This window comes from Paraburkholderia sp. SOS3 (genome assembly GCF_001922345.1).
GTDB lineage: Bacteria > Pseudomonadota > Gammaproteobacteria > Burkholderiales > Burkholderiaceae > Paraburkholderia.
The window spans coordinates 2665454-2688308 of the sequence record NZ_CP018811.1; the positions used below are offsets into that span (position 1 = coordinate 2665454).

At 65.3% G+C, this 22855-nt stretch carries 16 protein-coding genes and 1 pseudogene; 5 read left to right on the forward strand and 12 right to left on the reverse strand.

Annotated features, from left to right (window positions below; all coding sequences use genetic code 11):
• Positions 1–174 precede the first annotated feature (174 nt).
• Entirely contained in the window at positions 175–2922 is a 2748-nt protein-coding gene (locus BTO02_RS11935; protein ID WP_156883811.1) for a hypothetical protein, read from the forward strand.
• Positions 2923–2930: 8 nt separating this feature from the next.
• On the opposite strand, the gene BTO02_RS11940 is transcribed toward BTO02_RS11935, so the two are convergent.
• From BTO02_RS11940 to BTO02_RS11990, 10 genes are all read right to left on the reverse strand, one after another.
• On the reverse strand, positions 2931–4097 hold the full coding sequence (locus BTO02_RS11940; protein WP_075158811.1) for a glycosyltransferase family 4 protein: 1167 nt from the start codon (positions 4095–4097) through the stop codon (positions 2931–2933).
• Between the two features lie 56 nt (positions 4098–4153).
• Positions 4154–5392, reverse strand: a complete 1239-nt coding sequence (locus BTO02_RS11945) for a glycosyltransferase family 4 protein (protein ID WP_075157217.1) — start codon at positions 5390–5392, stop codon at positions 4154–4156.
• Positions 5389–6855 carry a glucose-6-phosphate isomerase gene (locus BTO02_RS11950; protein ID WP_075157218.1) on the reverse strand — a complete coding sequence of 489 codons (1467 nt, stop codon included), beginning with the start codon at positions 6853–6855 and terminating at the stop codon, positions 5389–5391. Before BTO02_RS11950 ends, BTO02_RS11945 begins: the two co-directional genes overlap by 4 nt.
• 3 nt (positions 6856–6858) lie before the next feature.
• Positions 6859–8097 carry a glycosyltransferase gene (locus BTO02_RS11955; RefSeq protein WP_083615095.1) on the reverse strand — a complete coding sequence of 413 codons (1239 nt, stop codon included), beginning with the start codon at positions 8095–8097 and terminating at the stop codon, positions 6859–6861.
• A gap of 247 nt (positions 8098–8344) precedes the next feature.
• Entirely contained in the window at positions 8345–9265 is a 921-nt protein-coding gene (locus BTO02_RS11965) for a glycosyltransferase family 2 protein (RefSeq protein ID WP_075157220.1), read from the reverse strand.
• A 31-nt stretch (positions 9266–9296) separates the two neighbouring features.
• Complete coding sequence (locus BTO02_RS11970) at positions 9297–11525, reverse strand: polysaccharide biosynthesis tyrosine autokinase (protein ID WP_442953403.1); 2229 nt, start codon at positions 11523–11525, stop codon at positions 9297–9299.
• A 183-nt stretch (positions 11526–11708) separates the two neighbouring features.
• Positions 11709–12887 (reverse strand): polysaccharide biosynthesis/export family protein, encoded by a 1179-nt coding sequence (locus BTO02_RS11975; RefSeq protein ID WP_075157221.1) that lies wholly within the window; start codon positions 12885–12887, stop codon positions 11709–11711.
• On the reverse strand, positions 12881–13324 hold the full coding sequence (locus tag BTO02_RS11980) for an arsenate reductase/protein-tyrosine-phosphatase family protein (RefSeq protein WP_075157222.1): 444 nt from the start codon (positions 13322–13324) through the stop codon (positions 12881–12883). Before BTO02_RS11980 ends, BTO02_RS11975 begins: the two co-directional genes overlap by 7 nt.
• 143 nt (positions 13325–13467) lie before the next feature.
• Positions 13468–14898: a UDP-glucose dehydrogenase family protein gene (locus BTO02_RS11985; protein ID WP_075157223.1), complete on the reverse strand. Its 1431-nt coding sequence runs from the start codon at positions 14896–14898 to the stop codon at positions 13468–13470.
• 143 nt (positions 14899–15041) lie between these two features.
• A complete protein-coding gene (locus BTO02_RS11990; RefSeq protein ID WP_075157224.1) occupies positions 15042–16466 on the reverse strand; it encodes an undecaprenyl-phosphate glucose phosphotransferase in 1425 nt (474 codons plus the stop codon).
• Positions 16467–16514: 48 nt separating this feature from the next.
• On the opposite strand from BTO02_RS11990, the gene BTO02_RS34260 reads away from it, so the two are divergent.
• Positions 16515–16841, forward strand: a complete 327-nt coding sequence (locus BTO02_RS34260; protein ID WP_156883812.1) for a hypothetical protein — start codon at positions 16515–16517, stop codon at positions 16839–16841.
• A 163-nt stretch (positions 16842–17004) separates the two neighbouring features.
• Positions 17005–18552, forward strand: a complete 1548-nt coding sequence (locus BTO02_RS11995; RefSeq protein WP_075157225.1) for a mannose-1-phosphate guanylyltransferase/mannose-6-phosphate isomerase — start codon at positions 17005–17007, stop codon at positions 18550–18552.
• 253 nt (positions 18553–18805) lie between these two features.
• Here the strand turns inward: BTO02_RS11995 and BTO02_RS35505 are convergent, their stop codons facing one another.
• Together BTO02_RS35505 and BTO02_RS35395 are read right to left on the reverse strand one after the other, a co-directional pair.
• Positions 18806–19789 (reverse strand): DUF6566 family protein, encoded by a 984-nt coding sequence (locus BTO02_RS35505; protein WP_442953456.1) that lies wholly within the window; start codon positions 19787–19789, stop codon positions 18806–18808.
• 24 nt (positions 19790–19813) lie between these two features.
• A pseudogene (locus tag BTO02_RS35395) lies at positions 19814–20422 on the reverse strand (transposase); the annotation flags it as partial.
• 1020 nt (positions 20423–21442) lie between these two features.
• On the opposite strand from BTO02_RS35395, the gene BTO02_RS12010 reads away from it, so the two are divergent.
• Both BTO02_RS12010 and BTO02_RS12015 read left to right on the forward strand, forming a co-directional pair.
• Positions 21443–21739: a PsiF family protein gene (locus tag BTO02_RS12010; RefSeq protein ID WP_075157227.1), complete on the forward strand. Its 297-nt coding sequence runs from the start codon at positions 21443–21445 to the stop codon at positions 21737–21739.
• A 253-nt stretch (positions 21740–21992) separates the two neighbouring features.
• Complete coding sequence (locus BTO02_RS12015; protein ID WP_232243346.1) at positions 21993–22511, forward strand: hypothetical protein; 519 nt, start codon at positions 21993–21995, stop codon at positions 22509–22511.
• The last annotated feature ends 344 nt before the right edge of the window (positions 22512–22855 follow it).

A 22855-nucleotide genomic window follows, 5' to 3' on the forward strand; every position in this document is an offset into this window, starting at 1 on the left:
CTCCTGATGCGTGGGCGTTGCCGGCGGCAACGCCCAGCGCGCCCTCGCTCCTCTGTCCCCGCTGTCGCATTGCGCGGCCGTAGTGCGTACGCACGACCCGGCACGACGCCGGTCAGCCGAAGATCGCAGGACGTGATCGGCATGCGTACCGCACAACCCGAACGGAGGAAGGAATTGGATGTCCCGATAGCCACCCGGCAGTACCCGGTTCGACCCTACGGCTTCGCCGCCTCGAGCGAAGCCGCCAACGAAGCGCGGTCCGGCGGCGCAAAAGCTGGCGCGACGTCCGGTATGATGTCCGGCGCGCGCGCAGCGTCCGTCGCGCGCGCGCGACCGGGCGAGTCCGATAACCCGCATGGAGCCGACGAAGCGCATGGAACGAATCGCGGACCCTCCAGCGCCCTCACCGCGACCGAACTCGATCGCCTCTTTCACGACTATGCGGAGCAACGCCAGCCCGGTAGCGGGACCGACGTGCCGACGCTCGCCAACGACACGCGCAACGGACAGAAGCTCGCGGACGGCGCGGCGCGGGACCTGACCGGCTACCCGCGCGAGATTGCCCGCTTCGAACAGCGCCATGCGGGTTTGCTCGACCAGCTCGCAGCGCTCCCGCCGAGCCAGTCCCGCTTCTATGCAGCCGGCGCCGCGACCTTCGCCTCGGCCTACCGGATGGCGACGCCCGACGGGCGCGCGGACATCGACCGCGAATTCGGACAGCTGGAAAACGCGGTTCGCGACGAATACAACCGTGCCGTCAACGATCCGCTCGAGCGCGTGCTCGGCGTCTTCAATACGCCGGTCGGTGCGGGATATCTCGACCGTGCGGGCCAGAACAGGATCGGCCAGCTGTCGCGCATGCGCAGACGGTTCCTCGCGGCCGCGACACCGGAGCAACGCGCAAGCGTCTATCGGTCTGCGCTGTCGTTCAAAAAGAATCTGCAGTCGCAGATATCGGGGGCAATCGATACGTATGGCCGCCGGCAGGCGGCGGACTGGAAGGCAGCCAACGACGACGTCGACCGGATGCTCGGCGAAGCCGAACGCGTCGACGACGATCCGGGCAAGCGCTACGAACTCATTGCGCGCCAGCTCCACACGTCGAACCCGGGCAGCGGCGAAGATCCGTTCGAGGAGAAACGCATTCTCGCGTTCACGGAACGGATGCAGGACGACCCCGCGGTGCGCGACAAGCTCGCGCAATGGGGCTTCGATGCGGGAAAAAAACTCAACAGCTTCGGCGTGGGCGGTCCGAAACGCTACGCAGACATCGTGAACGATCCGCCCGCGGCGGGCCCCGAATACGTACGCGAGCTCGCCGACCGCTACGACGCCGTGCTGCGCGACGCCACGACGAAGGACCAATCGATCACGCCGCAGGAACGCGCGAAGCATGTGGCCGCGCAGATCCTCGAGGGAACCGCGCGCTTCGTGCTCGGCATGACGCCGTTCGCACCGCTTTCCACGGTGTTCGATGCGCATTCGTCGTTGCCGCCGAACGCGCGCATCGGCGTCGATGTCGCGGCAAATGTGCTCGGCACGTTGCTCGATCCGGCAAGCGCGGCAAGCGGTGCCATCGCGGAGTCGAAGGCGTTCGCCGACGCGATCGCGGCTATCGACACGGCGGCCGATCCCGGACATGGCGCCGCAACGGTCCTCGCTGCGGCGGCGTCGAAGCGGCCGCTCGCGCCCGTTTCGACGGTCGGATATGCCGGCTCGCTGGACAGCGCACCGGCACATCCGCTGACCGTCCCCGCCGCATACGCGTCCCATGCGCCGCTTGATTCGTTGAAGGCGTCCGCCGAAGCAAGCGCGATCCTGGAGGACGCGAGCGGGCAGAACTTCGTCGCAATCGGCGGCCGTGCGTACCCGGCCCGCTATGACAAAAGCAGCGGCACAGCGCGCGTCTACGACGCGGACAACCTGTGGAATCCGAGCTATTCCGCCCGGCTGAATTCGAAGCGCGAATGGGAGATCGTCGACGTCGGACCCCTGCGGCTCAGAGGCGGCGGCGGCGCGGCCGAAGCCGGGCCATCGAGCTCGCCGCCGATGTCGCAGGAACTGAAGACTGCGCTGCAAGCCGAGGACTGGCGCTCGCCGGCGAACGCGTACCTCGACGATCCAGCCTATCGGCAACGCTACCAGGCCGCGTTCGACAACCTGAGCGCCGACCAGAAAACGGCGCTCAGACGATGGACCGCGCTCGACGAGCGTGCCTCGAGCGAGAACGGCAACGATAGCGACAGCGGCAGCGATAGCAACCACAGCAGCGATACTGATAGCGATAGCATCGGCAGCCGCAGCACAGCGGGGCTCAACTTCGACCTGAACCACGATTTGCGCGCGGGCGATCCCTCTGCTGCGATGATCAAGGCGCGCGACGATCTCGCAGGCGCGCTCGAGCGCCTGCCCGCCCCGGCAACACAGGATGTCCGCCTGCTTCGCGTTGCCGACGTTCCCGCCGACTACGCAAGCCGGTTCAAGCCCGGCGATCTCGTCACGGATAAAGGCTTTATGGCCGCATCGAGCGACCGGCAGTACGCGCTCGACTCGATTGCGGACGACGGTGCCGTCGGCGGCTCGGAACAGCCGGCGATGGCCTTTTACGCGATCCAGTCGCGCTCCGCGAAGCCCTTTATTGCGGGCATCGACACCGATGCGTCGAACGAGAGCGAGTGGCTGATGCGCCCCGGCACGGTATTCAGGGTCGACGAAATCGCCACGCTCGTTCCGGCCGACACCGAACTCAAGCCGCGCATCGGACTGCGCCTGACCGAAGTGCCGGTGACGGCGCCCATCGACGCAAAAGACATCTATACCGGACAGGCCGTGCACGTTTCGCCGGGCGGGCGGATTACCGACGAACCGCCTGCCGGTCCTCCCGCGAAAAAGCAGAAAACCGGCTCGCCACGACCGCGCTAGCGGCCCGTTCAGTGCACCGAAGCGTCGGAGATCGCTTCGCTGTACACGGCCGCCACGCGCTTCGCGATCACCGGATTGTCGAAGTGCGCGCGCGCGTATGCACGGCATGCGTCGGCATCGGGCAATTTGAGCGTCCCGTCGAGCGCCTTCGACACGCCTTCTGCAATCGCATCGGCGCCGGTCGACGGCAGCACGAGATCCGGCGACAGCCCCGCGACCGCTTCCGGCAGGCCGCCGACCGGCGTCACGAGCACGGGCGTGCCCGACGCCAGCGATTCCACCGTGATCAGCCCGAAGCCTTCGAGTGCCACGGTCGGCACGACGCTGAGCGTCGCCGCGCGGTACAGCGTCGCCAGATGCTGGTCGGGCACGAAGCCGAGCAGCTTCACGTTGTCGCTCAGGCCGGCTTCGTCGATGCGCGCCTGCAGTTCGCCCTGGAGACGCCCCCTGCCGGCGATCAGCAGCAGCACGTCGGGGGCGCGGCGCTTGACGATCTTCACCGCGTCGATCAGATCCTCGAGGCCCATGCGGCGCACGAGACGCCGCACCGCGAGCACGATCGGCCGACCGAGCGGCAGTTGCATTTTCAGGCGCGCTTCGTTCTGCGTGAGCGGCAGATCGAACTGGTCGACGTTCACGCAGCCCGGCACCACGCGGATGCGCTCGGGCGAAATGCCGAAGCGCGACGTGAGGATCTTGCCGAACGCGTCGGACAGCACGATGAGCCGCGACGAGCGCGCATAGACGGTCTGCTCGAGATAGCGCTTCGCACGCTGGCCGAGCGAATCGGCCCCTTCCACATGACTCTCGTCGGCCCACGGCCCCTGGAAATGCGACACCTGCGGAATGCCGCGCGTGACGTCGAGCCCCGGAAACGTATAGAGCGCGAAGTGCGACGAGATCACGTCGGGACGCTGCGCGCGGATTTCGCGGCGCAGCGCGCGGCGCGCGGCCATCAGACGCAGCGGCAGCGATTGCGCGGCCGGGCCGAAGCCCTGGATCGCGCCGTTCGTGTCGGCCGCGACGCGCGGCGAGCCGGCCACCACGCCGCGCACCTCGACGCCGGCGCCGGGCAGCGCGCCGATCAGCGAGTAGTACATCCGGTCGAGGCCGCCCGCGCGCTCGGGAAACCAGTGCATGCCGATCTGCAGAGATTTGATCGAAGAGTGAGTCATGGCCATTCCTGTTGGTGTTCGTCGGGTTGTTCCGGATGCGCTTGCCCGTGTGCCGCTCATGCGCGATCCGCGCCGCGCGGCGCGCCTGCGAGCAGGCCCGGCGTCGTGATGTCGGCCGCGATGTCGGCATCGCGGCTCGCGCCGTTGCGGCTGCGGTCCTCGCGCGGCCCGGCGATCTGCCGGTACAGCGCGATGTACTGTTCGGCCATGCGCGCCCAGCCGAAACCGACCGCGAGCTCGCCGGCCGCGGCGCCCATCGCGCGGCGCAGGTCGTCGTCGTCGGCAAGCCGTCCGATCGCGCCGGCGAGCGCGCGCGGATCGTCGGGGTCGTCGAGCACGATGCCGCACTCGGGCGTGATGATTTCGGCGCCGCCCGCGGTGCGCGCGGTCACGACAGGCAGTCCCGCCGCCATCGCCTCGAGCAGCGACAGGCTCATCGCCTCGTAGCGCGACGGAAACACGAACGCGTCGACCGAATGCATGAGCACCGGCATGTCCTTGACGAGCCCGAGAAAATGCACGCGATCGGCAATGCCGAGCGCGCGCGCTTCTTCGGGATACGGGCTGCCCGGCAGATAACCGGCCACCGCGATCTGTACGTGATGCGGCAGATGCTGCAACGCGCGCAGCACGGTGCCGAGGTTCTTGCGCGGCGTGCGCAGGTCGCCGACGAACAGCAGCAGAAACGCATGCGCGGGCAGCCTGAACTTCGCGCGATCGCCGCTTGCCGCGGCGAAACCGCGCGTATCGACGCCGTTGTAGATCACGTCGAGCCGGTTGCGCGGCGTGAGGCCGATCGCGCGGATTTCGGCAGCGACCTTTTGCGACACCGCGGTGATCACGCGCGAGCGCCGGTACGCCCAGCGTTCGAGCATCGCGTTCACGCGCGTGTACACGTACTGGTATGCGGACCACACGCCGCCGGTGATGCCGAACGGGTAGTACTTGCTCGCGAACCAGCCGCTGTGCACGAAGTGCGCAGTGTTCACATCGGCGGCCGTCCACGAGATAAAGCCGTTCACATGCAGCACGTCGTATTCGCTGCGATGCGCCCGCAGCCATTGCGCGCTCTTCAGCGCGAACACCTGCTGGCGCAGCAGATTGGTCGGCCACCAGCGGCCGATCTTCATCGGCACCCAGCGCACGAGCGGATGTTCGAGCAGTTCCGGCGCCACATGCGACGCGACGAGCGTGACCGAAATACCCGCTTCGAGCGCGGCGCGCGCGATCTCGTGGTTGACGCGGCCCTGTCCATCGTTATGACGCACGACATGCGTGACAATCGCGACTCTCAATCGGTAACTCCGTGAAGAACGACCCTCGCCCTGCGGTGCTGCTTCTCGTAATGCGCCGCGGAGAGAATCGAAAACAGACTCATGAAAAGCAGTGCGCCGCCGGTGCCGACGAGCGTGTTCGTGAACACGATCATCGCCAGAATGGCCAGCGACAGCGACAGGCATGACGCAACGAATTTGTCGTCGCCGAGCTTGAACGTGGCGAACACCGCGCGCATGACGAGCCACGCGATACCCATCACATACAGCAGCGTGCCGGGCCAGCCGAGCACGAACGGAACGTTCATCACGCCGCTGTCGAAGCTGCCGTACTGGCCTTGCTGGCCGTCGTTGCCGGACGCGAGCTTGGTCGACGTGCCGGTGGCGCCCATGCCTTCGCCGGCCACATCGGTAAACGCGGTTTTCGCAAAGGTCGCGTAGAACTGGTTACGCGCCTGATAGCTCGGGTCGCTGTCGAGATCCGTGAGGGTCTGCAGACGCGTCTGCATGCGGTCGGCAACCGGCCCGATCGCGAGCAGCGGCACGCCGAGACCGACCAGCAGCACGCCGCTCGCAATGATGCGAAAGCGCACCTTGTTGTTCGATTTGACGAGCAGCATCGCGAGCGCGATGATCCAGCCGCCCCACGTCGAACGCACGAGCGAGAGCGCGAACGAGATAAAGCCGAACGCGCCGGCGATCCAGCGCACCTTGTGCTGCGCGGCGAGCACGAACACCATCGCACCGAGCATCGCGAGCGCGAACGGGCCCGACGAGTTCATCGTGCTGAACACGCGCACGCCTTGCGGCACCGGGTCGCCCTGCGAGCTCATCTGCGAGCCGAGCATCCACAGCACGTCCCACGCCGGCATGATGAAGAACTGCACCACGCCATAGACGCCCATCACGAGCATGCCCCAGATAAACGTGTTGACGATCGTCTCGCGAAACTTCGGGTAGTCGCGCGTGTTCACCATGATGTGAAAGCCGATCAGGATCGGATACAGCCAGTTCGCGAGGTCGTACACGGCGGCGAGCGGCCCCGCGGACACGATGCCGACCAGCAGCCCGTACGCGAGGCCGAACAGGATCAGCAGCACCGGCAGCCCGCGCCGCTGCGCGAGGATCGGGTAATAGCGCAGCAGCGACAGGCCGCAGATCATCGTGACCGCGAGCGGCGCGATCTGGATCAGGCTCGTCGGCGTGTACGAACCCTTCGACCAGTCGGCAAGGCGCCGCACCTCGGGGCTCAGGAACCACTGCCACCAGACGAAGCCGATATAGCGCGCCGGACTCCTGAAATAGAGCCAGGCGCCGACCAGCACCGAGAGCAGCGGAAAGCCGTAGGTCAGCGCGGTGCCCTGGTGGCCGATGATCAGCACGGCCGTGATCAGCCACAGCAGCGCCGGCGGCATCCATTCGGAGCGCTCGCCGCTGACGAGACCGCGTGCGCTCGTCGCGCCGGCATGCAGGAGCGAGGCCATCGGCTACGCGCCTCCGCGATTGCCGCGCGCGGCGACGCGCGGCGCGGCCGCGCTATCGACACCACCGGCGACACCACTGCCGCCCCCGCCGCTTGCCGACACGCCACTGCCGCAGACACCGCTGCCGGAGACACCACTGCCCGAGACACCGGCGGCGCGCATGCGACGCTGCAGCAAGTCGCGCGTGATTTTCACATGCTGCCGCGCGAACTGCTGCGTCGTGAAATCGCGCGACAGCAATTCGGCGGCGGCCGCGCGCGCCTGGCGCAGCGCGGCGTCGGGCGAAGCGGCTAAGCGATCGGCGGCCGCGCGCAGCGCCTCAGGATCGAACGGCGGCACGTAGCTCGCCGCGTGGGCCGAAAAATACTCCTTCAGTCCGCCGACGTCGGTCACGATCATCGGCTTGCCGACGGCCGCGGCCTCGAGCGTCACCGTCAAGCCCGAGACATGCGAGTTATGCCGCAACGGCACCACGATCACGTCGGCCCACGCGTACAGATCGCGCTGTTTCGCGATGCCCGATGCCGATGCGATCTCGACGTTCGGCGCGTGCAGCGACGCCGGAATGCGCCGCCGCGTCGCGAGCTTCACTTCGTAGCGCGCGTCGTTGCCGAAGGCCTCGATCAGCGTGCCCCAGTCGCGGTCGCGATCGTTGCCGATCGCGGCGACCCGCAGCGGCGTATGCGGCTGCCACGCGTCGGGCTGGCGGACCGGGAAATCGCTCGTGTTCAGGCCATAGAACACCTGCGTCGCATCGCGCTGCAGATAGCGGCGGCACAGCGCGGCATTGACGCTCGAATGCGTCGTCAGCACGTCCGCGCGCGCGACGAGCTTGCGGTAGAACCAGCGCCGCAACATACCGTAGCCGGGCCATTTGTCGAGCAGCCAGATGCTTTGCGCGAGCAGCAGCGGCGCAGCGCGGTGGCGAAAGCGCTGGCCATGCAGCATCAGCAGCAAGGCGACGGCGAGATGCTCGTGCTCGGTGTGGGTCCAGACGACGTCCGCGTTAAGGATCTGCTCGCGGTTGCGCCACGTGTGGATCATGTCGAACCCGGCCAGCGCTTTCAACGCGCGGCGCACGAGCCTGACGGGTTTGCTTTCGCGCGCGTCCTCGGAGTACGTGAGGCGGAACTCGTCGGATTCGGCATGGTGATAGCCGTACAGGCAGCCGATGTTGTCGCCCTTGCGATAAGTGCGCGGGTCTGCGCCGTAAAACAGATGGACGTTGACATTGATGCTCATGCAGGCACTCCGGTCTGCGTGTTCAGGGCACATTGCGGGACATCGTCATGATCGGCGCAACGGCGCAACGAAAATGCGAGGTGAAACGCAATGCATGAATACGTAACGGCGCGAAACAACGCAAAAACAGCGCCGCGGTAACCGAACCAGGCCACGACGACGCACAACCCGGCACGACCGGGCGGCGACGAAGCGACGTAGCAACGCAGCGGCACGGCGGCCCGGCGGCGCCGAAGCGGCAGCGCCGTTACGGCAGCGCGCGGCGCGCTTCGCGCGCGCCGCTGCGCACCGCTTTCCAGCGCGACAGTTGCGCGCGCTTGCGCGAGGCCATCGCGAGCACCGCATGCACGAAGCCCGGATAGGCGCGCGTGCCGACCAGCGCGTACCACCACCATGCCGTCTCGCGGTGCAACGGCGGCAGGTGCGCGCGCAGGATCAGATGCAGGTTGTAGGCGGCGTTGCCGATCGCGGCCATCGTCTGTGCGTCGCGCCGGTCGTCGTCGTGACGCTCCGCGGGGAAATGATCGACCGCGACGTGCGGGTCGTAGACGAGCTTCCAGCCCGCGCGCTTCACGCTCATGCTGAACGCCATGTCGTTGTGCACCTGCGCGCCCGCGCCGCGCAGGCGCGTATCGAAACGGATCGTGCGGATCGCCGCGCGCCGGTAACTCATGTTCGCGCCCTTCAGCATGTCGACTTCGCGCGCGTCGCCGACGCCGAGATGGTGATTGCCGATCAGCTTGCCCGAGCGCGTCAGCTTGCCGACCATGGCGCGCGAGCCGTTCAGCACGCTGCCCTTCTCGTGCACCCAGTCGCGCCCGCCGAGCGCGCCGAGCTTCGGGTCGGCGGCGAAATGCGCTTCGATGCGCGCGACCCAGTCGGCGTGCGGCGCGGCGTCGTCATCGGTAATCGCGATCACGTCGCCGGTCGCGGCGTCGAGGCCGCGATTGAGCGCGGCCACCTGCCCCGGCACGTCGACCGGTGCGATGACGAGCGGCAGCCGCTTATTGGCCACATGCGCGTCGAGGCAAGCATGCGTCTCATGGTCGTCGGGACGCGCGACCACCACCACTTCGTCGGGCGCGCGGTGCTGCCGCTCGAGCGCGGCAAGACAGCGCGTCAGGTCGTCCGGACGGCGAAAGGTCGGAACCAGCACCGTAATTTTCATCCTCTCCTCCGTACAGGCTCAGCAGGCTCGATCACGTGCTCAGGTATTCCTGAACGGCCGCGTAGCTGCGGTCGTAGCCGCCGCGCGCGCGGGCCGGCATCGCGTTGAAGATCGCCCCCTGCACGTGCACGCCCGCCACGCTGAGGCGCTTGAGCGAATCGCTGATCTCGTTCTCGGTATGCATGCCCGAGCGCACGACGAAGAACGTCGAGCCGACATAGCCCCCGATGATCGACGCGTCGGTCACCGCAAGCACCGGCGGCGTATCGATGAGCACGACGTCGTAGCGCTTTTGCAGCGCGTCGAGATACTGCGGCAGGCGCGGCGACATCAGCAGTTCCGACGGGTTCGGTGGACGCACGCCGCACGAGATGAACATGAGGCCCGGCGTGTCGGTCGGGCGGATCGCTTCTTCGAGCGAGATCTGCCCGGACAGCAGCTCCGACAGGCCGTTCGCCTGCGTGCCGCCGAGGTGCCGCTCGAGCGAGCCGCGCCGCATGTCGCCGTCGATCATCAGCACGCGCTTGCCCGAGTGCGCGAGCAGCACCGCGAGGTTTACGGTCAGGAAGCTCTTGCCGACGGCCGGCATCGGGCCGGTCAGCATGATGATGCGATTGCGCGCATCCATCAGCGTGAACTGGATCGACGTGCGCAGGCTGCGCAGCGCTTCGACGCAGACGTCCTTCGGCTTCGCGTTGGCGAGCACCTGGCGCTCGCGCGCCGCGCCGCGCGACACCTGGTTCTCGAGCACGGCCTGCTCGGCCGACAGCGGCACGAGACCGTACACGGGCAGATGGAAGATGCGCTCGACATGCTCGGGATCGTCGATGCCCTTGAACATGTTGCGGCGGACCAGCACGAAGCCGATGCCCGCGATCAGACCGAGAATCGTCGCGGCCGACAGGATCAGGAATTTCTTCGGCTTGACGGGCTCGCCCGGACGCAGCGCCGCGTCGACGATATGCACGTTGCCGCCCGTCCCGGCGCGCTGCACCGAGAGCTCCTGCACGCGGTTGAGCAGCAGCACGTAGATGTCTTCCGCGACCTTCGCATCGCGTTGCAGCTGCACGGCGCGCACTTCGGTCGCCGGCAGATCGCGAAAGCGCGCCGAATACCGCGCTTCCTGCGCCTGCAGTTCGGCCATCTGCTCGCGCGCGGCCTTCAGGATCGGGTGATCGTTCGCGTAGGTCTGCTGCAGCGACGCGATCTGCATCTTCAGCGAGGCGATCTGCTTCTGGTAGTCGACCGCGCCGTTCAGGTAGATCGTCGCTTCATCGGATGCATTGATCGAACCGGACTTGCTCTGATACTCGGTCAGCGCGGCTTCGGCATTCTCGAGTTCGGACTTCAGGCGCGGCTCTTCGCTTTTCAGAAAGTCGAGCATGCGGCTCGCGTCGGCCTGCTTGGTCTGGATGTGCTCGCGCAGATACGACTGCGCGACGGCGTTCGCGATCGCCGCGGCCTGATCCGGGTCGCCGCTTTCGAGCGAGATCTGGATCACGCCGGTCTGCTTGCCCTGCTCGGCCACCTTGATCGCCCCCTGGAAACCGGCGATCGCGTCGAGATCGTTCGCGCGCACGACGGTGAACTGCGTGCCCGGCCGCGCGACGAGCTTGTCGACGACGATCGTCACGCCGCCGCCCTGCGCGGTTTCGCCGACCTGGCCGCGCAACAGCAGCTGGCCGTTCGGCGCGCGCAACTCGTACTGGTTGCCTTCGAGGGCGGTCATCGTCAGCTCTTTGCCTTCGAGTTCGGGCGTCACTTCCACCGAATCGACGACGGCCTGCTCGCCGCCCCACGCATAGCTCTTCAGACCGAGCCACGGCTTCGCGAGGCCACCCGAATGATGCAGGCGCGCCGCGAGCCGGCCGAGAAACGGAAACGTCTTCGGCGTCACCGAGAAGTTCAGCTTCATCTGCTGCACGACAGGGCCGAGCACGCCGCGGCTCTTGATGATTTCGATCTCGGCGTCGGTCGGCAGTGCCGCCGCTGCGCCGCCGGTCGTGATGGCCGCGCCGCTCTGGTTTTGCGTCAGCGCCTGCGACGTGTTGTCTTGCGGTTCGACGCGCACATGCGCGTCGGCCGAGTAGACCGGCTTGGCGACGTAGCAGTAGACGCCCGCGATCGCGACGATGGTCGCGGCGATCGCGACCAGCCACCAGATGTCGTCGATGATCGTCTGGATCAGTTGCCCGAGGACGACGTCCTCTTCCTCGGTTCGGCCCTGAATGGCCAGATGCGTGTTGACTTGAGTACTCACGGTTCAATCCCCGGGTTAATCCCCGCTCGGTTCGAGGCTTACTGCGGTTTCGGGTGCGGCCGGCCTGCGCGCGGCAGGAGCCGGCCGCCGGCGATCGCGTTGCGCGTGCCCGTTGCTTTCGCAACGGACAGCCGCCGGGGCCGGTTCGGCCTCAGGCGGCGCAACCACGGTCGCAAGGGGCGATCAGTTCGTCAGCTCCTTGATGAAGAACACGGACTGCAGGGCCGGCAGGATCTGCTGGATCATGCGGTTGAACGTTGCGCCCGCCGCTGTGCCGACATACACCACGTCGAGCGGCTTGAGCTGAAATTGCGAACTCAGCATCACCGCGTCGGGTTGCGTCATGTCGAGCCGGAAAATCTCCGGCGAGGTCGGGTTGTCGCGCATGCCGCGCATCACGAAGATTTGCCGCGGGTTGGCGTCGGTGTCGAGAATGCCGCCCGCGCCGGTCAGCGCGTCGGCAATCGTGAAGCGGCCCTTCAGCATGCTGAGCGTGGCGGGGCTCTTCACCTCGCCCATCACGAAGATGCGGCTGTCGGTGCGGTCCGGCACGTTGAGCACGTCGCCGGGCTGCAGCAGCACGTCTTGCGAGGTGTCGCCGCGATCGAGCATCGCGTCCGCGTTCAGGATGTAGAGCTTCTGGTTGCGCGTGAGACGCACGCGCTGCAAATCGGCATCGGGATTCGTGCCGCCCGAGCGCGTGATCGCGTCGACGAGCTTCAACGGCACGTCGCTGATCGCGAGCGGTCCCGGTGTTTTCACTTCGCCGGTCACCTCGACGCGCTGGCTGCGGAACGCGAGCACGCGCACGTCGACCTGCGGGTCCTTGATGAACGGCCTGAGACCGATCGAGAGCTCGTCGCGAATCTGCGTGGTGGTTTTGCCCGCCGCGCGAATCCGCCCGACGAACGGGAAGAAGATCGTGCCGTCGGGGCTCACGGTCTGTCCGAACGGATCGGCCTGGCCCGGCAGCGCGGTCGTGTACGGCTGCTGCAGCACGCTCGAGATGGTCTGGGTGGTGTTGCCGCCGGTCGACAGCGACGTGCCGCTTTGCGTCGTCAGTTCCGGGTGATTCCATACGGTGACGCCGAGGATGTCCTGCGGCTCGACGTGATAGACGTAGTTCTGCAAGGTGTATTTCGACGGCGGCAGCGGCGCGGGCGCCATCGCGGCGGCGAACTTCGCCTGCGCGACGACGAGCTGCGCGTCGATCACCTTCACGTCGTAGGTCGGGGCGGGGCCGCTCGGCGGCTGCTCGTTCAGGCGCGACGTGTCGAGGTGGTTACCGGGCGCAATCGAGCACGCCGACAGAAAGATCGTCAGCGCAAACAGAAAAAGACAGGTGATATTTCGCTTTAGCATATTTTGTTGAGCCATCCCATGACCAGATGTTCGATGAGGACGAGGCTTTCGCGGTATTCGCGTTCTTCGCCTCCGTGCGGGTCGACGACGTCGGACCCCTCCCATTTGCCGAGCGCGTGGACCTTGCCGCGTGCGGCCGGGTCCAGCGCTTCGACGTCCTTGACCTGGCGCTGCTCGGTCACGAGCACGAGGTCCGCATCGCGCACCATCCGTTTGTTCAGGCGTCGCGCATGGTGTTCTCCGGCCACGATGCCGCGCTCGGCGAGCAGGCGCTGCATGACGGGATCCATGCTGTCGCCGTCCACCGCGCGGATGCCGGCGGAGTGGAACGCAATTGGCGCGCCCGGTTGTCGGTACTGGCCCGCCTTGAACAGCATCTCGGCCGCGGGCGACCGGCAGACGTTGGCGTGGCACACGATCAGGACATTGGCGAACATGTCAGTATCCCTGGATGTCTTGCGGGTTGAACGGTTTTTTGTCCGATAGTGGTCAAAAGTTCTCAAGCGGTTTGTCAAAAAAACCTGGTCGCGGCCTTGCGTGCGTGAAAGCTTGCAAGGCCGCAGCGCACCGGCGCCGATGCCTAGAGCGTGGTCGCGGGCGTGGCCGCAGCCAGCGCTTTCGAACCATCGCGCACGGCCGCATCCTGCTGCGCGTGCTGGCGGCCGATCGCGTGATACTCGATACCGAGTTCGCGCATCGAATCGGGTTCGTACAGATTGCGGCCGTCGAAAATCAACGGCGTCTTCAGATTCGCCTTCAGGCTGTCGAAGTCGGGGCTCTTGAAGACTTTCCATTCGGTCAGGATCACGAGCGCGTCGGCGCCGTGCAGCGCGTCCATTTCCTCGTCGACGAACGAGAGACGCGCGTGGCGCTGCGGCATCGATTCGAGATCGAGCGCGAGCACGCGCTTCGCTTCATCGATCGCGACCGGGTCGTAGGCCTTGACCCGCGCGCCGCGCGCAAGCAGCTCGGCGATCAGCGGACGGCTCGGCGCTTCGCGCATATCGTCGGTATTCGGCTTGAACGCGAGGCCCCAGACCGCGAACGTGCGGTCCGACAGATCGCCGCCGAGACGCTCGACGATCTTGTTCGCGAGAACCTTCTTCTGCGCGTCGTTGACCGCTTCGACGGCTTCGAGAATCTGCAGGCCTTCGCCGTGCTCGCTGGCGGTGCGGATCAGCGCCTGCACGTCCTTCGGAAAGCACGAGCCGCCGTAGCCGCATCCCGCATACAGGAAGTCGTAGCCGATGCGCGGGTCCGAGCCGATGCCGCGGCGCACGGCTTCGATATCGGCACCGACGCGGTCCGCGAGGTTCGCAAGTTCGTTCATGAACGAGATGCGCGTCGCAAGCATCGCGTTGGCCGCGTACTTCGTGAATTCGGCCGAACCGACGTCCATATACAGCGTGCGTTCGCGGTTGCGGTTGAACGGCGCATAGAGCCGCTTCATCATGTCGCGCGCCTTCTCGCCGGGTACGTCTTCGTCGCAGCCGATCACGATGCGGTCCGGGCGCGTAAAGTCTTCGACGGCCGCGCCTTCCTTCAGGAACTCGGGGTTCGACACCACCGAGAACATCTGCTTCGAGCCGCGCGCAGCGAGCTCTTCGGACACCGCCGCGGCGACGCGGCGCGCGGTGCCGACCGGCACCGTCGACTTGTCGACGATCACCTTGAAGCCGTCCATATGCCTGCCGATGTTGCGCGCGGCGGCGAGCACGTATTGCAGGTCCGCCGAGCCGTCTTCGTCGGGCGGCGTGCCGACCGCGATGAACTGGATGTCGCCGTGCGCGACCGACGCCGCCACGTCGGTCGAGAACGTGAGGCGCCCCGCCTTGCGGTTGCGCGCAATGATCTCGAGAAGACCGGGCTCATGGATCGGCACGCCGCCGTTGTTCAGCACATCGATCTTGCGCTGATCGACGTCGAGACAGAACACGTCGTTGCCGATGTCGGCGAGACAGGCGCCTGTCACGAGGCCTACATAGCCGGTTCCAATGATCGTCACGTTCATGAATCACACCTCAAATAGTGAGTAGTCCACCGTGGACACGAATGACACAACCGAATAACGAATGAGTCACGGCGCCGCATCGATGCGAAAGCGCGACGCAACCCATGCCTGCATGCGTGGGTTGCGCAAGCCCTGCGCCGCTTTCAATATGCGTTGCTGCCGACGAAACCTTTCCAGAAAGTCAGCACGACGATCTTCATGTCGAGCCAGAAGGTCCAGTGCTGCATGTAGTACAGATCGAGCTTCACGCGGCCCATCATCTTTTCGATGCGGTCCGTTTCCCCGCGATAACCGTTGATCTGCGCCCAGCCGGTAATGCCCGGCTTGATCCGGTAGCGGTGCATATAGCCGCGCACCAGATCTTTATAGATGTCGTCGTGCTCGAGCGCGTGCGGACGCGGGCCGACCACCGACATCTCGCCCCTCAGCACGTTGATGAACTGCGGCAGCTCATCGAGACTCGTACGGCGCAGGAAAGCGCCGACCGGCGTGATGCGCGGATCGCGCCGCGTGGCCTGCGTGATCTTGCCGGCCTGCTCCTTGTGCACCTTCATCGAGCGAAACTTGTAGATCTCGAACTCGTTGCCGTCGATGCCCTTGCGCTTTTGCCTGAAAAACACGGGCCCCGGCGACGACAGCTTGACGAGCACCGCGATCACGAGCATCAGCGGCGACAGCGCGCTCAGCGCGGCGAGCGCGAACAGGCGATCGAACACGCGCTTGGGCAGCACGCGCAGATCGGTGATCGGCGAGGCCGCGAGGTTGATGGCCGGCACACCGAGCAGATCGACCATCGGCTGATTGAACAGCGTGAGGCTGCGCACGTCCGGAATAAAACGGATGTTCACGAAGTCGTTGCGGAATTCGGTGACGAAGCGATGGATCGTGCGCTCCTTCGACATCGGCAGCGCCATCCACAGCTCGCGCACCGCGCCACGGCGCACCATCTGCACGAGATTCGCGTAGTCGCGCACGACCGGCACGCCCTCGATATCGGGCGGCCCGAACTCGCTCGCGGCGGGATCGTCGAGCGGATCGTTCTCGCGGCGGTTGTGCGCGCCGTCCTCCGTATAGAAGATGACCGGCGCGAAGCCCGCCTCGGGGCGGCTTCTCATCTGCTCGATCAGAAACTTGCCGTACGGCACGCTGCCGACGATCGCCACCGCCTTCTGATTGAAGCCTTCGCGGCGCAAGCCCTTCAGCACGGTATGCACGAGCGCCTTCGTGACGATCAGCAGCACGACGCTCGCCACGGCCCAGTAACCGAGCCACAGTCGCGACAGAAGCTCCGCGCGATGCAGGCTGAAGCTCATCAGGATGCCCGTCACCTCGACCAGCAGCCAGCCGCACGACACACGCCACATCAGGTCGTATAGCGATTTGCCGCGCCACGACTGGTAGATGCCGAGCGCCGGAAAGAACAGCACGATCAGCAGACAGTCGAAGGTCAACGAAATGCTTTGCATATCGTCGAGCCACACGAAGTGCCCACGGTGCACCGCGGCCGCGATCATGGCGCCCAGGGCGACCATCGCAATGTCGATGATTCTCGATAGCACGCTCAACATACTGCTGCACCTCGTTGATCAATACGGTCCGGATCACGGCCGCAACCCATGCAGGACGCCTCTCGAGGCAATCCGGCAGGTCCGTTTATTCGCGCGGGGATGCACTGGCGAATTGGTGAATACCCTCGTACTAGTATGAATAAAGAGGCATTAAAATTCGCGCCGCAAGTTTCTAAAAAAAACAATTTGTATCGGAAACTATTTCGCGATTTTTTTCTGATTTCTGCGGCAACAATTACCTCTTTTCTACCACTGGGAATGCGTTTCCAGCGCCGTCCGGCCGTGCTTCGCGATATTTTTTACGTTTCTTTCGCGCAGCTGTTGTATTCATGCATTCGCGATTCGTCCGGAACAGCGTCAGGGATATTTCGCTAATTCTCATATTTATCTGAGTTTTTCGGGTCGCTCTGACTTAAATCTATCGCAATTCCGGGCAGGAAGTTTTCCGGAAAAATTCGCTTTGAATTAAGCTTTCTTTTATTGACCAATTACTACGTGTTAAAACTCCGAGAACTCATTCCAGCTCGAGGAGTCAACCATGAGTGCTCTCGGCACGGCGTCCACTGCCGTCCAATCCCGCGTAGCGTCCGCCACGCCGCTTTCCGTCAAGCTCAAGGTTCAACCCGTGATTCTGGCCGGCGGCTCAGGTACGCGCCTATGGCCGATGTCGCGCGAGCAGCATCCCAAGCAGCTGATCGGCCTGCTTGGCGAGGACTCGCTGCTGCAATCGACGACGCGCCGTCTCGACGCGCTCGACGCCGGTTACGCGGTGGCCGAACAGCTCGTCGTGGTGTGCAACGAAGAGCATCGCTTTACGACGGCCGAACAGTTGCGCGTGGCCGGCAAGGCGAGCCGGCTCATGCTCGAGCCGGTCGGCCGCGACACGGCGCCCGCGCTGACGGCGGCCGCGCTGTCGGTGGCGGCGCAAGACGACGATGCGATCATGGTCGTGATGCCCGCCGACCACGCGATCGCCGACCTCGCCGGCTTCCAGGCGGCCGTGGCCGCGGGAGTCCAGTACGCGGCGGCCGGCCATGTCGTGACGATGGGTATCGTGCCGACGCGCGCGGAGACGGGCTACGGCTATATCCGCCTCGGCGCGCCGATGCCGGCGACGGCGGGCGAAAGCGGCGAAAGCGCGCCGGCAGGCGGCGCGCGGCACCTCGACCGCTTCGTCGAGAAGCCGCATTTCGAACTCGCGCAGCGCTATGTCGAATCGCAGGATTACTGGTGGAACAGCGGCATTTTCATCATGCGCGCATCGACGTGGCTGAAGGCGATCCGGCACTTCCACCCGGCGATCTACGATGCGGCCGCCGCCGCTTACACGGGCGGCACCGCGGACGGCGACTTCTTCCGCCTGCAGCGCGAGGCGTTCGCCAGCTGTCCGTCGAACTCGATCGACTACGCGGTCATGGAGAAGCTCGGCAGCGACGCGTCGGTGGCAAGCGGCGTCGTCGTGCCGCTCGCGGCCGGCTGGTCCGACGTCGGTTCGTGGGATGCGATCTGGCAGATCTCGCCGAAGGACGACGCGGCGAACGTGAGCCGTGGCCGCGTGATTTTCGAAGGCGCCGAATCGACGTTCGCGCATTCGGAAGGACGGTTGATCGCTTGCGTCGGCACACAGGATCTCGTGGTCGTCGAAACCGACGATGCGATTCTCGTCGCCGATAAAGCGCATGTGCAGGATGTGAAGAAGGTGGTGGGCCGGATTCGCAGCGAGCGCGGTACCGAAGCGACGAACCATCGCAAGGTGCATCGCCCCTGGGGCCACTACGATTCGGTCGATACGGGTGAGCGTTTTCAGGTGAAGCGCATCGTCGTCAAACCGGGTGCGCAACTGTCGCTGCAGATGCACCATCATCGCGCCGAACACTGGATCGTCGTGCGCGGCACGGCGCTCGTCACGCGCGGCGAAGAGCGATTCATCGTGTCGGAAAACGAATCGGCCTATATTCCGCTCGGCGTCACGCACCGGCTCGAGAATCCGGGCAAGATGCCGCTCGAAATCATCGAGGTGCAGTCGGGCTCGTATCTCGGCGAGGACGATATCGTCCGCTTCGACGATACGTACGGACGGCGGTAAAGGCGGTCGACCGGGGGGGCGCGACAGGTCTATTGCGCGCGCCCTTCTTTCGCTTCGCGCTACTGTGTTTTCACGTGCTCTGCTGCGCCGCGATGTCCAATAGGGCGACGGGTCGCTTCGAAAACTGCATCGGCACGCAGGCGAATGCTTCGAACGATCGCGCCGCGGACCTCGAAAGGTTCGCGGCGCGATCGTATTTGCGAAATGAGAACGCCGGCGTGTGGCCAACGTACGACGTGAGGAGACCGTCGGCCTAGCGGACGTGCGAAAGAATTTTGCGCGTCGGCGGAAAGCGGTCCGTCGTTTTCTCGGCGGGCGCACTGCTGCCGTTGCCTTCACTCGGATAGCGGCGCAATTGCACGCGGTGTGCATTCGCATGCTGCGGATATGCGCCCGACGCGGTCGCGGAACCATTGCCGACGTTGCCGGCGCTTGCGGTGCCGCCACTGCCGTTGCGGTTCGCGCTGGCGGCCGGCAACGCATTCTTGACCGCGGCCGACTCCGGCATTGCACGCGCCACGGGCGCCGTCGCAGGCATGGCCTGCTCCGGCGTTCGCGCAGTCAGCGCGACTACGCTCTGCTGCTCGCTAACCGCATCGACGTTGACCGACGCATAGCTCGGCATCTGCGCATGTCCGGACGCCGCCGCGACGTCATCGCCGTACGCGTGCGCGCCCGTCTCGCTACATTCGCGATCGATCCATTCGGTCGCCCATTCGAGCGCGAAACGGCGCGCCGCTTCTTCGTCCTCGAAACGCGGACCGATCAGCCCGGACCGCTCGATGCGCCGGCCATCTCTCAAGATTTCGGCCCACGCGCGATACATCGAACTGGCGACCTGCTCGGCAACGACGTAAATCACATAGCCGCGTTCGTCGTCGAACTGCGCGCCGCCCGGCATCGCGAGATTCATCCACAGCGGCGCGTGATAGTTCGCAAGGTCGTGCTGACGGCTGTGGCCCCAGTCGTCGTCCGACCCGCCATCGGCTTGCGTATGGCCCGCGTACGCCCGCTCGTATTGGTCCTCGTGAGCGCCGTCGAAGCGGCGGACATCGGCGTGCCCGTCGAAGGCATAACCGCCGGCTCCCTCCGGGTGATCGTCGAACTGGCGAGTGCCGTTCGGCAGATCGTTGAATCGCGACCCGTCGAACTGCGGCTTGGCGAGCGGCGCGCGCTCCGATGCAGCGCCGTATGACGCGCCATATCGCGTGTCGCGCTCGACATGCGCGTCAAGCATCTCGCGCGGCGCGTGCGCCTGCGCCTGCGCCGCACGCGCACGGGTGACCTCGCGCAGCACGTCTTCGTCGGGCGAACTCGACGCACCGGCGCCCGATGCATCGGCGTGAGCCGGCGGCGCGACGTCGTCCGAGAAAGTTTGCTCGTCGACCGCGCCCGCGAGCTGGCGCGTGATATCGGCCATTGCGCCAAGCGGACGCCAGCCGTTCGCGACGCCTGTGGCGGAGCCGGCGGTTTGCCAGGACTCCGGGCTCTTCCAGTAGACGCCGCGCACGGTGTCGTCGCGCGGCTTCGGCTGCTCGACTTCAGGCGCCGGCTTCGCCACGGCGGGCGGAGTCGGTTCGGGGATATACGCGAACGTGCGGCCCGTCTCGGACAGAAGACGAACCATTTCGATCAGGGTTCCATTGGCCTGCCATTCTTCGAAACGGCGGCGGCAGGTCGGGCCGGACGGATAACGCCCGGGCAGCTTCGACCAGGGTTCGCCGGTTGTGAGAATCCACAACACAGCGTTGGCGACGATGCGTGGTTCGGCTCGCGGCCGTCCACGGCGATTCAACCGGACGGCTGGCTCATCGGAAACGAGCGCGGATAGCCGAGCCCATTCGTCATTGCTTAGCTCATCGAAAAACATGCATTTCTCCACGCGGGCCAGGCCAGGCCGCGGCTTTGGGCCGTCACGAACTTCTACGGTTCGTGTAAGCGCCCCCGGTTGCACAATATGTTTTTCCGTTCCGGCTGCATCGCGAAGAAAGCGCATGGCGCACGGCGCCAGTGCGTGTTTTCCCAATTAGCGCGCACGAAACGTGGTCTCACTCATGCATGGGAGAATTTGTGCACGAAGCATACCATTACCAGGGTAAGCGTGAATGGGCTGCGGGCAAGTGTTACGGATAGAAACAATCTTGTCCTGTTTGCCGGGCTGTTTTGAATGCGTTTGTCACGTAAACGTCGTGCATTCTGTTGCAGCGAACGCGCGCTTCGCGGCAAGCATCGGCCGCTTATGCGCTTCTTCGTTTAGCTTATTCAAACGATCGCGCCAACCACCGCACAACCTGCTTTGCAAGCCATCCGAACGGCATGCGTTGCGTGATTCATACGCTTCGTCACGCGTCGCTGTTGCGCCACTGTTGCACCTCGCTTACGCGAATCTGAATAGCAACATGTCTTCGATGTTCACGCGTTCGCCGAACGGTTCGCAAATCGCGACTGCCGCTCGCGTCCACGCATTTTGCAGCGCGACTTCGATGCCGGTTACGCTTGCCGATATGCCGTGATCGCGCGCTTGTCCCGCTCGTCATCACGATCGTGATCGCAGTCGGAGAATGACTAAGCGCAGGCCGCACGGATTCGTTTCAACGCACGGGCGTTGCCTCGGCTTCACCGACGGCATTGCGAGTCTCCTTCATTGCGAAAAGCGAGTGGACAAAACGGCAACGCGTATTGCGCATATCGCGCATCGGCGCAAGCGTCGTTAGCGGGGATACCGGATACCAGGGAAACACCTGCCCTGCCCGCGCGCATAACCGTCAACCGGTGCACCCGTTTGCCCGTTCTGACATTTACCATTCAATACGATGGTGCAGTCAACGGGCCGGACGTCTTTGCCCCGGATCGAATAACGACGAATAACCGATAACCGATGGAGTCTCCCATGAAGATCCAATCCGCAATCGCCGCACTCGTACTCGGCGCAGTCCTCGCAGCGCCCGCCTTCGCCGAAAACAGCCAGCAGAACAAAATGACGATGTGCAACAAGCAGGCCGGCGACAAGAAAGGCGATGAACGCAAGGCGTTCATGAAGAACTGCCTGTCGGCATCGTCGGCGATGGCGGCCTCCGCGCCGATGACGCAGCAGGAGAAGATGAAGGCGTGCAACACGCAGGCCGGCGACAAGAAAGGCGACGAGCGCAAGGCATTCATGAAGAGCTGCCTCAGCAACAAGGGGTAAGCGCGGACTCCCCGCAGGTACGCTGTGGCGAGGCGCCAGGCCTCGCCTGAACCGGCGCGTTCGCGCGACGCGCCGGCCAGTCGTTGCACCCGCAAGCATCGACGCCTCCCGTACAACGGCAAGTTACGCCGGGGCCGTTTTCTTCTATGATGGCGGCACAAACGGCCCACAATACGCAATAGAAAAGACAGCCGACACACCAGAAAGGGCCGCCCGCTTGGTGGTATGCCAAAGCGCATGCACGGAGGCAACAATGGTTGGGAGACACAAGAATCGATGGCTGCGCCGCTGGCTCGTCACGATCATCTTCTGGTCGGTGCCGGTGGGGATCGTCGCAGTGCGCGAAATTCAGGAGGAGATGGCCTATAACCGGGTCGACCTGAACAACGCGCTCACGAGCTGGCAATTCACCGACGCGCAGCGCGCCGCCGGCGCGCCAGTTCATTGCCGCGGCACGCCCGATGTCGCACGCGACGCCGGCTGTCCGGCCGACGTGCTCGCCGCGAACGCGCCACGCCAGCAGGAAGCGATCGACGAATACAACCTGCGGCGGCGCACGCTCGCGTCCTACCTGTGGCATGCGTTCGTCGGGTACTGGGTCGTGCCGGCGGCGACGCTGTTCGTGATCGGCGCGCTGATCGGCGGCATCCGGCGCGCGCTGCGCCGGCCGCCTGCCGATCGCGTCGCGAGCCACATCGTGCCGGGCACTGCTGCGCCGGGCACGGCTCCGGGTGCCGCGCAGCATTCTTCGAAGGGCACGGCGAATCGTTAGGCCCCAGCCAGTGATGCGCAGCCGCAACACTTTCAGGAACATTTCAGTGGCTCGCGGCAGCCGCGCGAATCGAGTAAAAACAACCCGTTTTCGCGGAGCTTGCCCGGCCAGCCAATCATCAGCCAAAAGCCGCTGCGGCAAGAGCCGCGCACCATGCGAATCCGCCGTGCGCGCCTATGCGGCACAGGTCACAGGCGAGGTCAGATTTACCCGAAGTTTTGCCCGGATGGCCGGAAACGCCCATCACACAAGGCGTTGCGGGCGGCCCCCAAAAGGCACTCTTTACTCATCTGTGTGTTATAACTAAACGGCAACCCGCGTGAACTGAGGCTGCATCCCCGGAA

What these genes read in the sequence shown, in the direction of transcription:
- BTO02_RS11940 (WP_075158811.1), bottom strand. Translation starts at nt 4,097, where the DNA reads ATGACTCACTCTTCGATCAAATCTCTGCAGATCGGCATGCACTGGTTT.
- BTO02_RS11950 (WP_075157218.1), bottom strand. Translation starts at nt 6,855, where the DNA reads ATGGCCTCGCTCCTGCATGCCGGCGCGACGAGCGCACGCGGTCTCGTC.
- BTO02_RS11955 (WP_083615095.1), bottom strand. Translation starts at nt 8,097, where the DNA reads ATGAGCATCAATGTCAACGTCCATCTGTTTTACGGCGCAGACCCGCGC.
- BTO02_RS11965 (WP_075157220.1), bottom strand. Translation starts at nt 9,265, where the DNA reads ATGAAAATTACGGTGCTGGTTCCGACCTTTCGCCGTCCGGACGACCTG.
- BTO02_RS11975 (WP_075157221.1), bottom strand. Translation starts at nt 12,887, where the DNA reads ATGCTAAAGCGAAATATCACCTGTCTTTTTCTGTTTGCGCTGACGATC.
- BTO02_RS11980 (WP_075157222.1), bottom strand. Translation starts at nt 13,324, where the DNA reads ATGTTCGCCAATGTCCTGATCGTGTGCCACGCCAACGTCTGCCGGTCG.
- BTO02_RS11985 (WP_075157223.1), bottom strand. Translation starts at nt 14,898, where the DNA reads ATGAACGTGACGATCATTGGAACCGGCTATGTAGGCCTCGTGACAGGC.
- BTO02_RS11990 (WP_075157224.1), bottom strand. Translation starts at nt 16,466, where the DNA reads ATGTTGAGCGTGCTATCGAGAATCATCGACATTGCGATGGTCGCCCTG.
- BTO02_RS34260 (WP_156883812.1), top strand. Translation starts at nt 16,515, where the DNA reads ATGCAGGACGCCTCTCGAGGCAATCCGGCAGGTCCGTTTATTCGCGCG.
- BTO02_RS11995 (WP_075157225.1), top strand. Translation starts at nt 17,005, where the DNA reads ATGAGTGCTCTCGGCACGGCGTCCACTGCCGTCCAATCCCGCGTAGCG.
- BTO02_RS35505 (WP_442953456.1), bottom strand. Translation starts at nt 19,789, where the DNA reads ATGCTTGACGCGCATGTCGAGCGCGACACGCGATATGGCGCGTCATAC.
- BTO02_RS12010 (WP_075157227.1), top strand. Translation starts at nt 21,443, where the DNA reads ATGAAGATCCAATCCGCAATCGCCGCACTCGTACTCGGCGCAGTCCTC.
- BTO02_RS12015 (WP_232243346.1), top strand. Translation starts at nt 21,993, where the DNA reads ATGGTTGGGAGACACAAGAATCGATGGCTGCGCCGCTGGCTCGTCACG.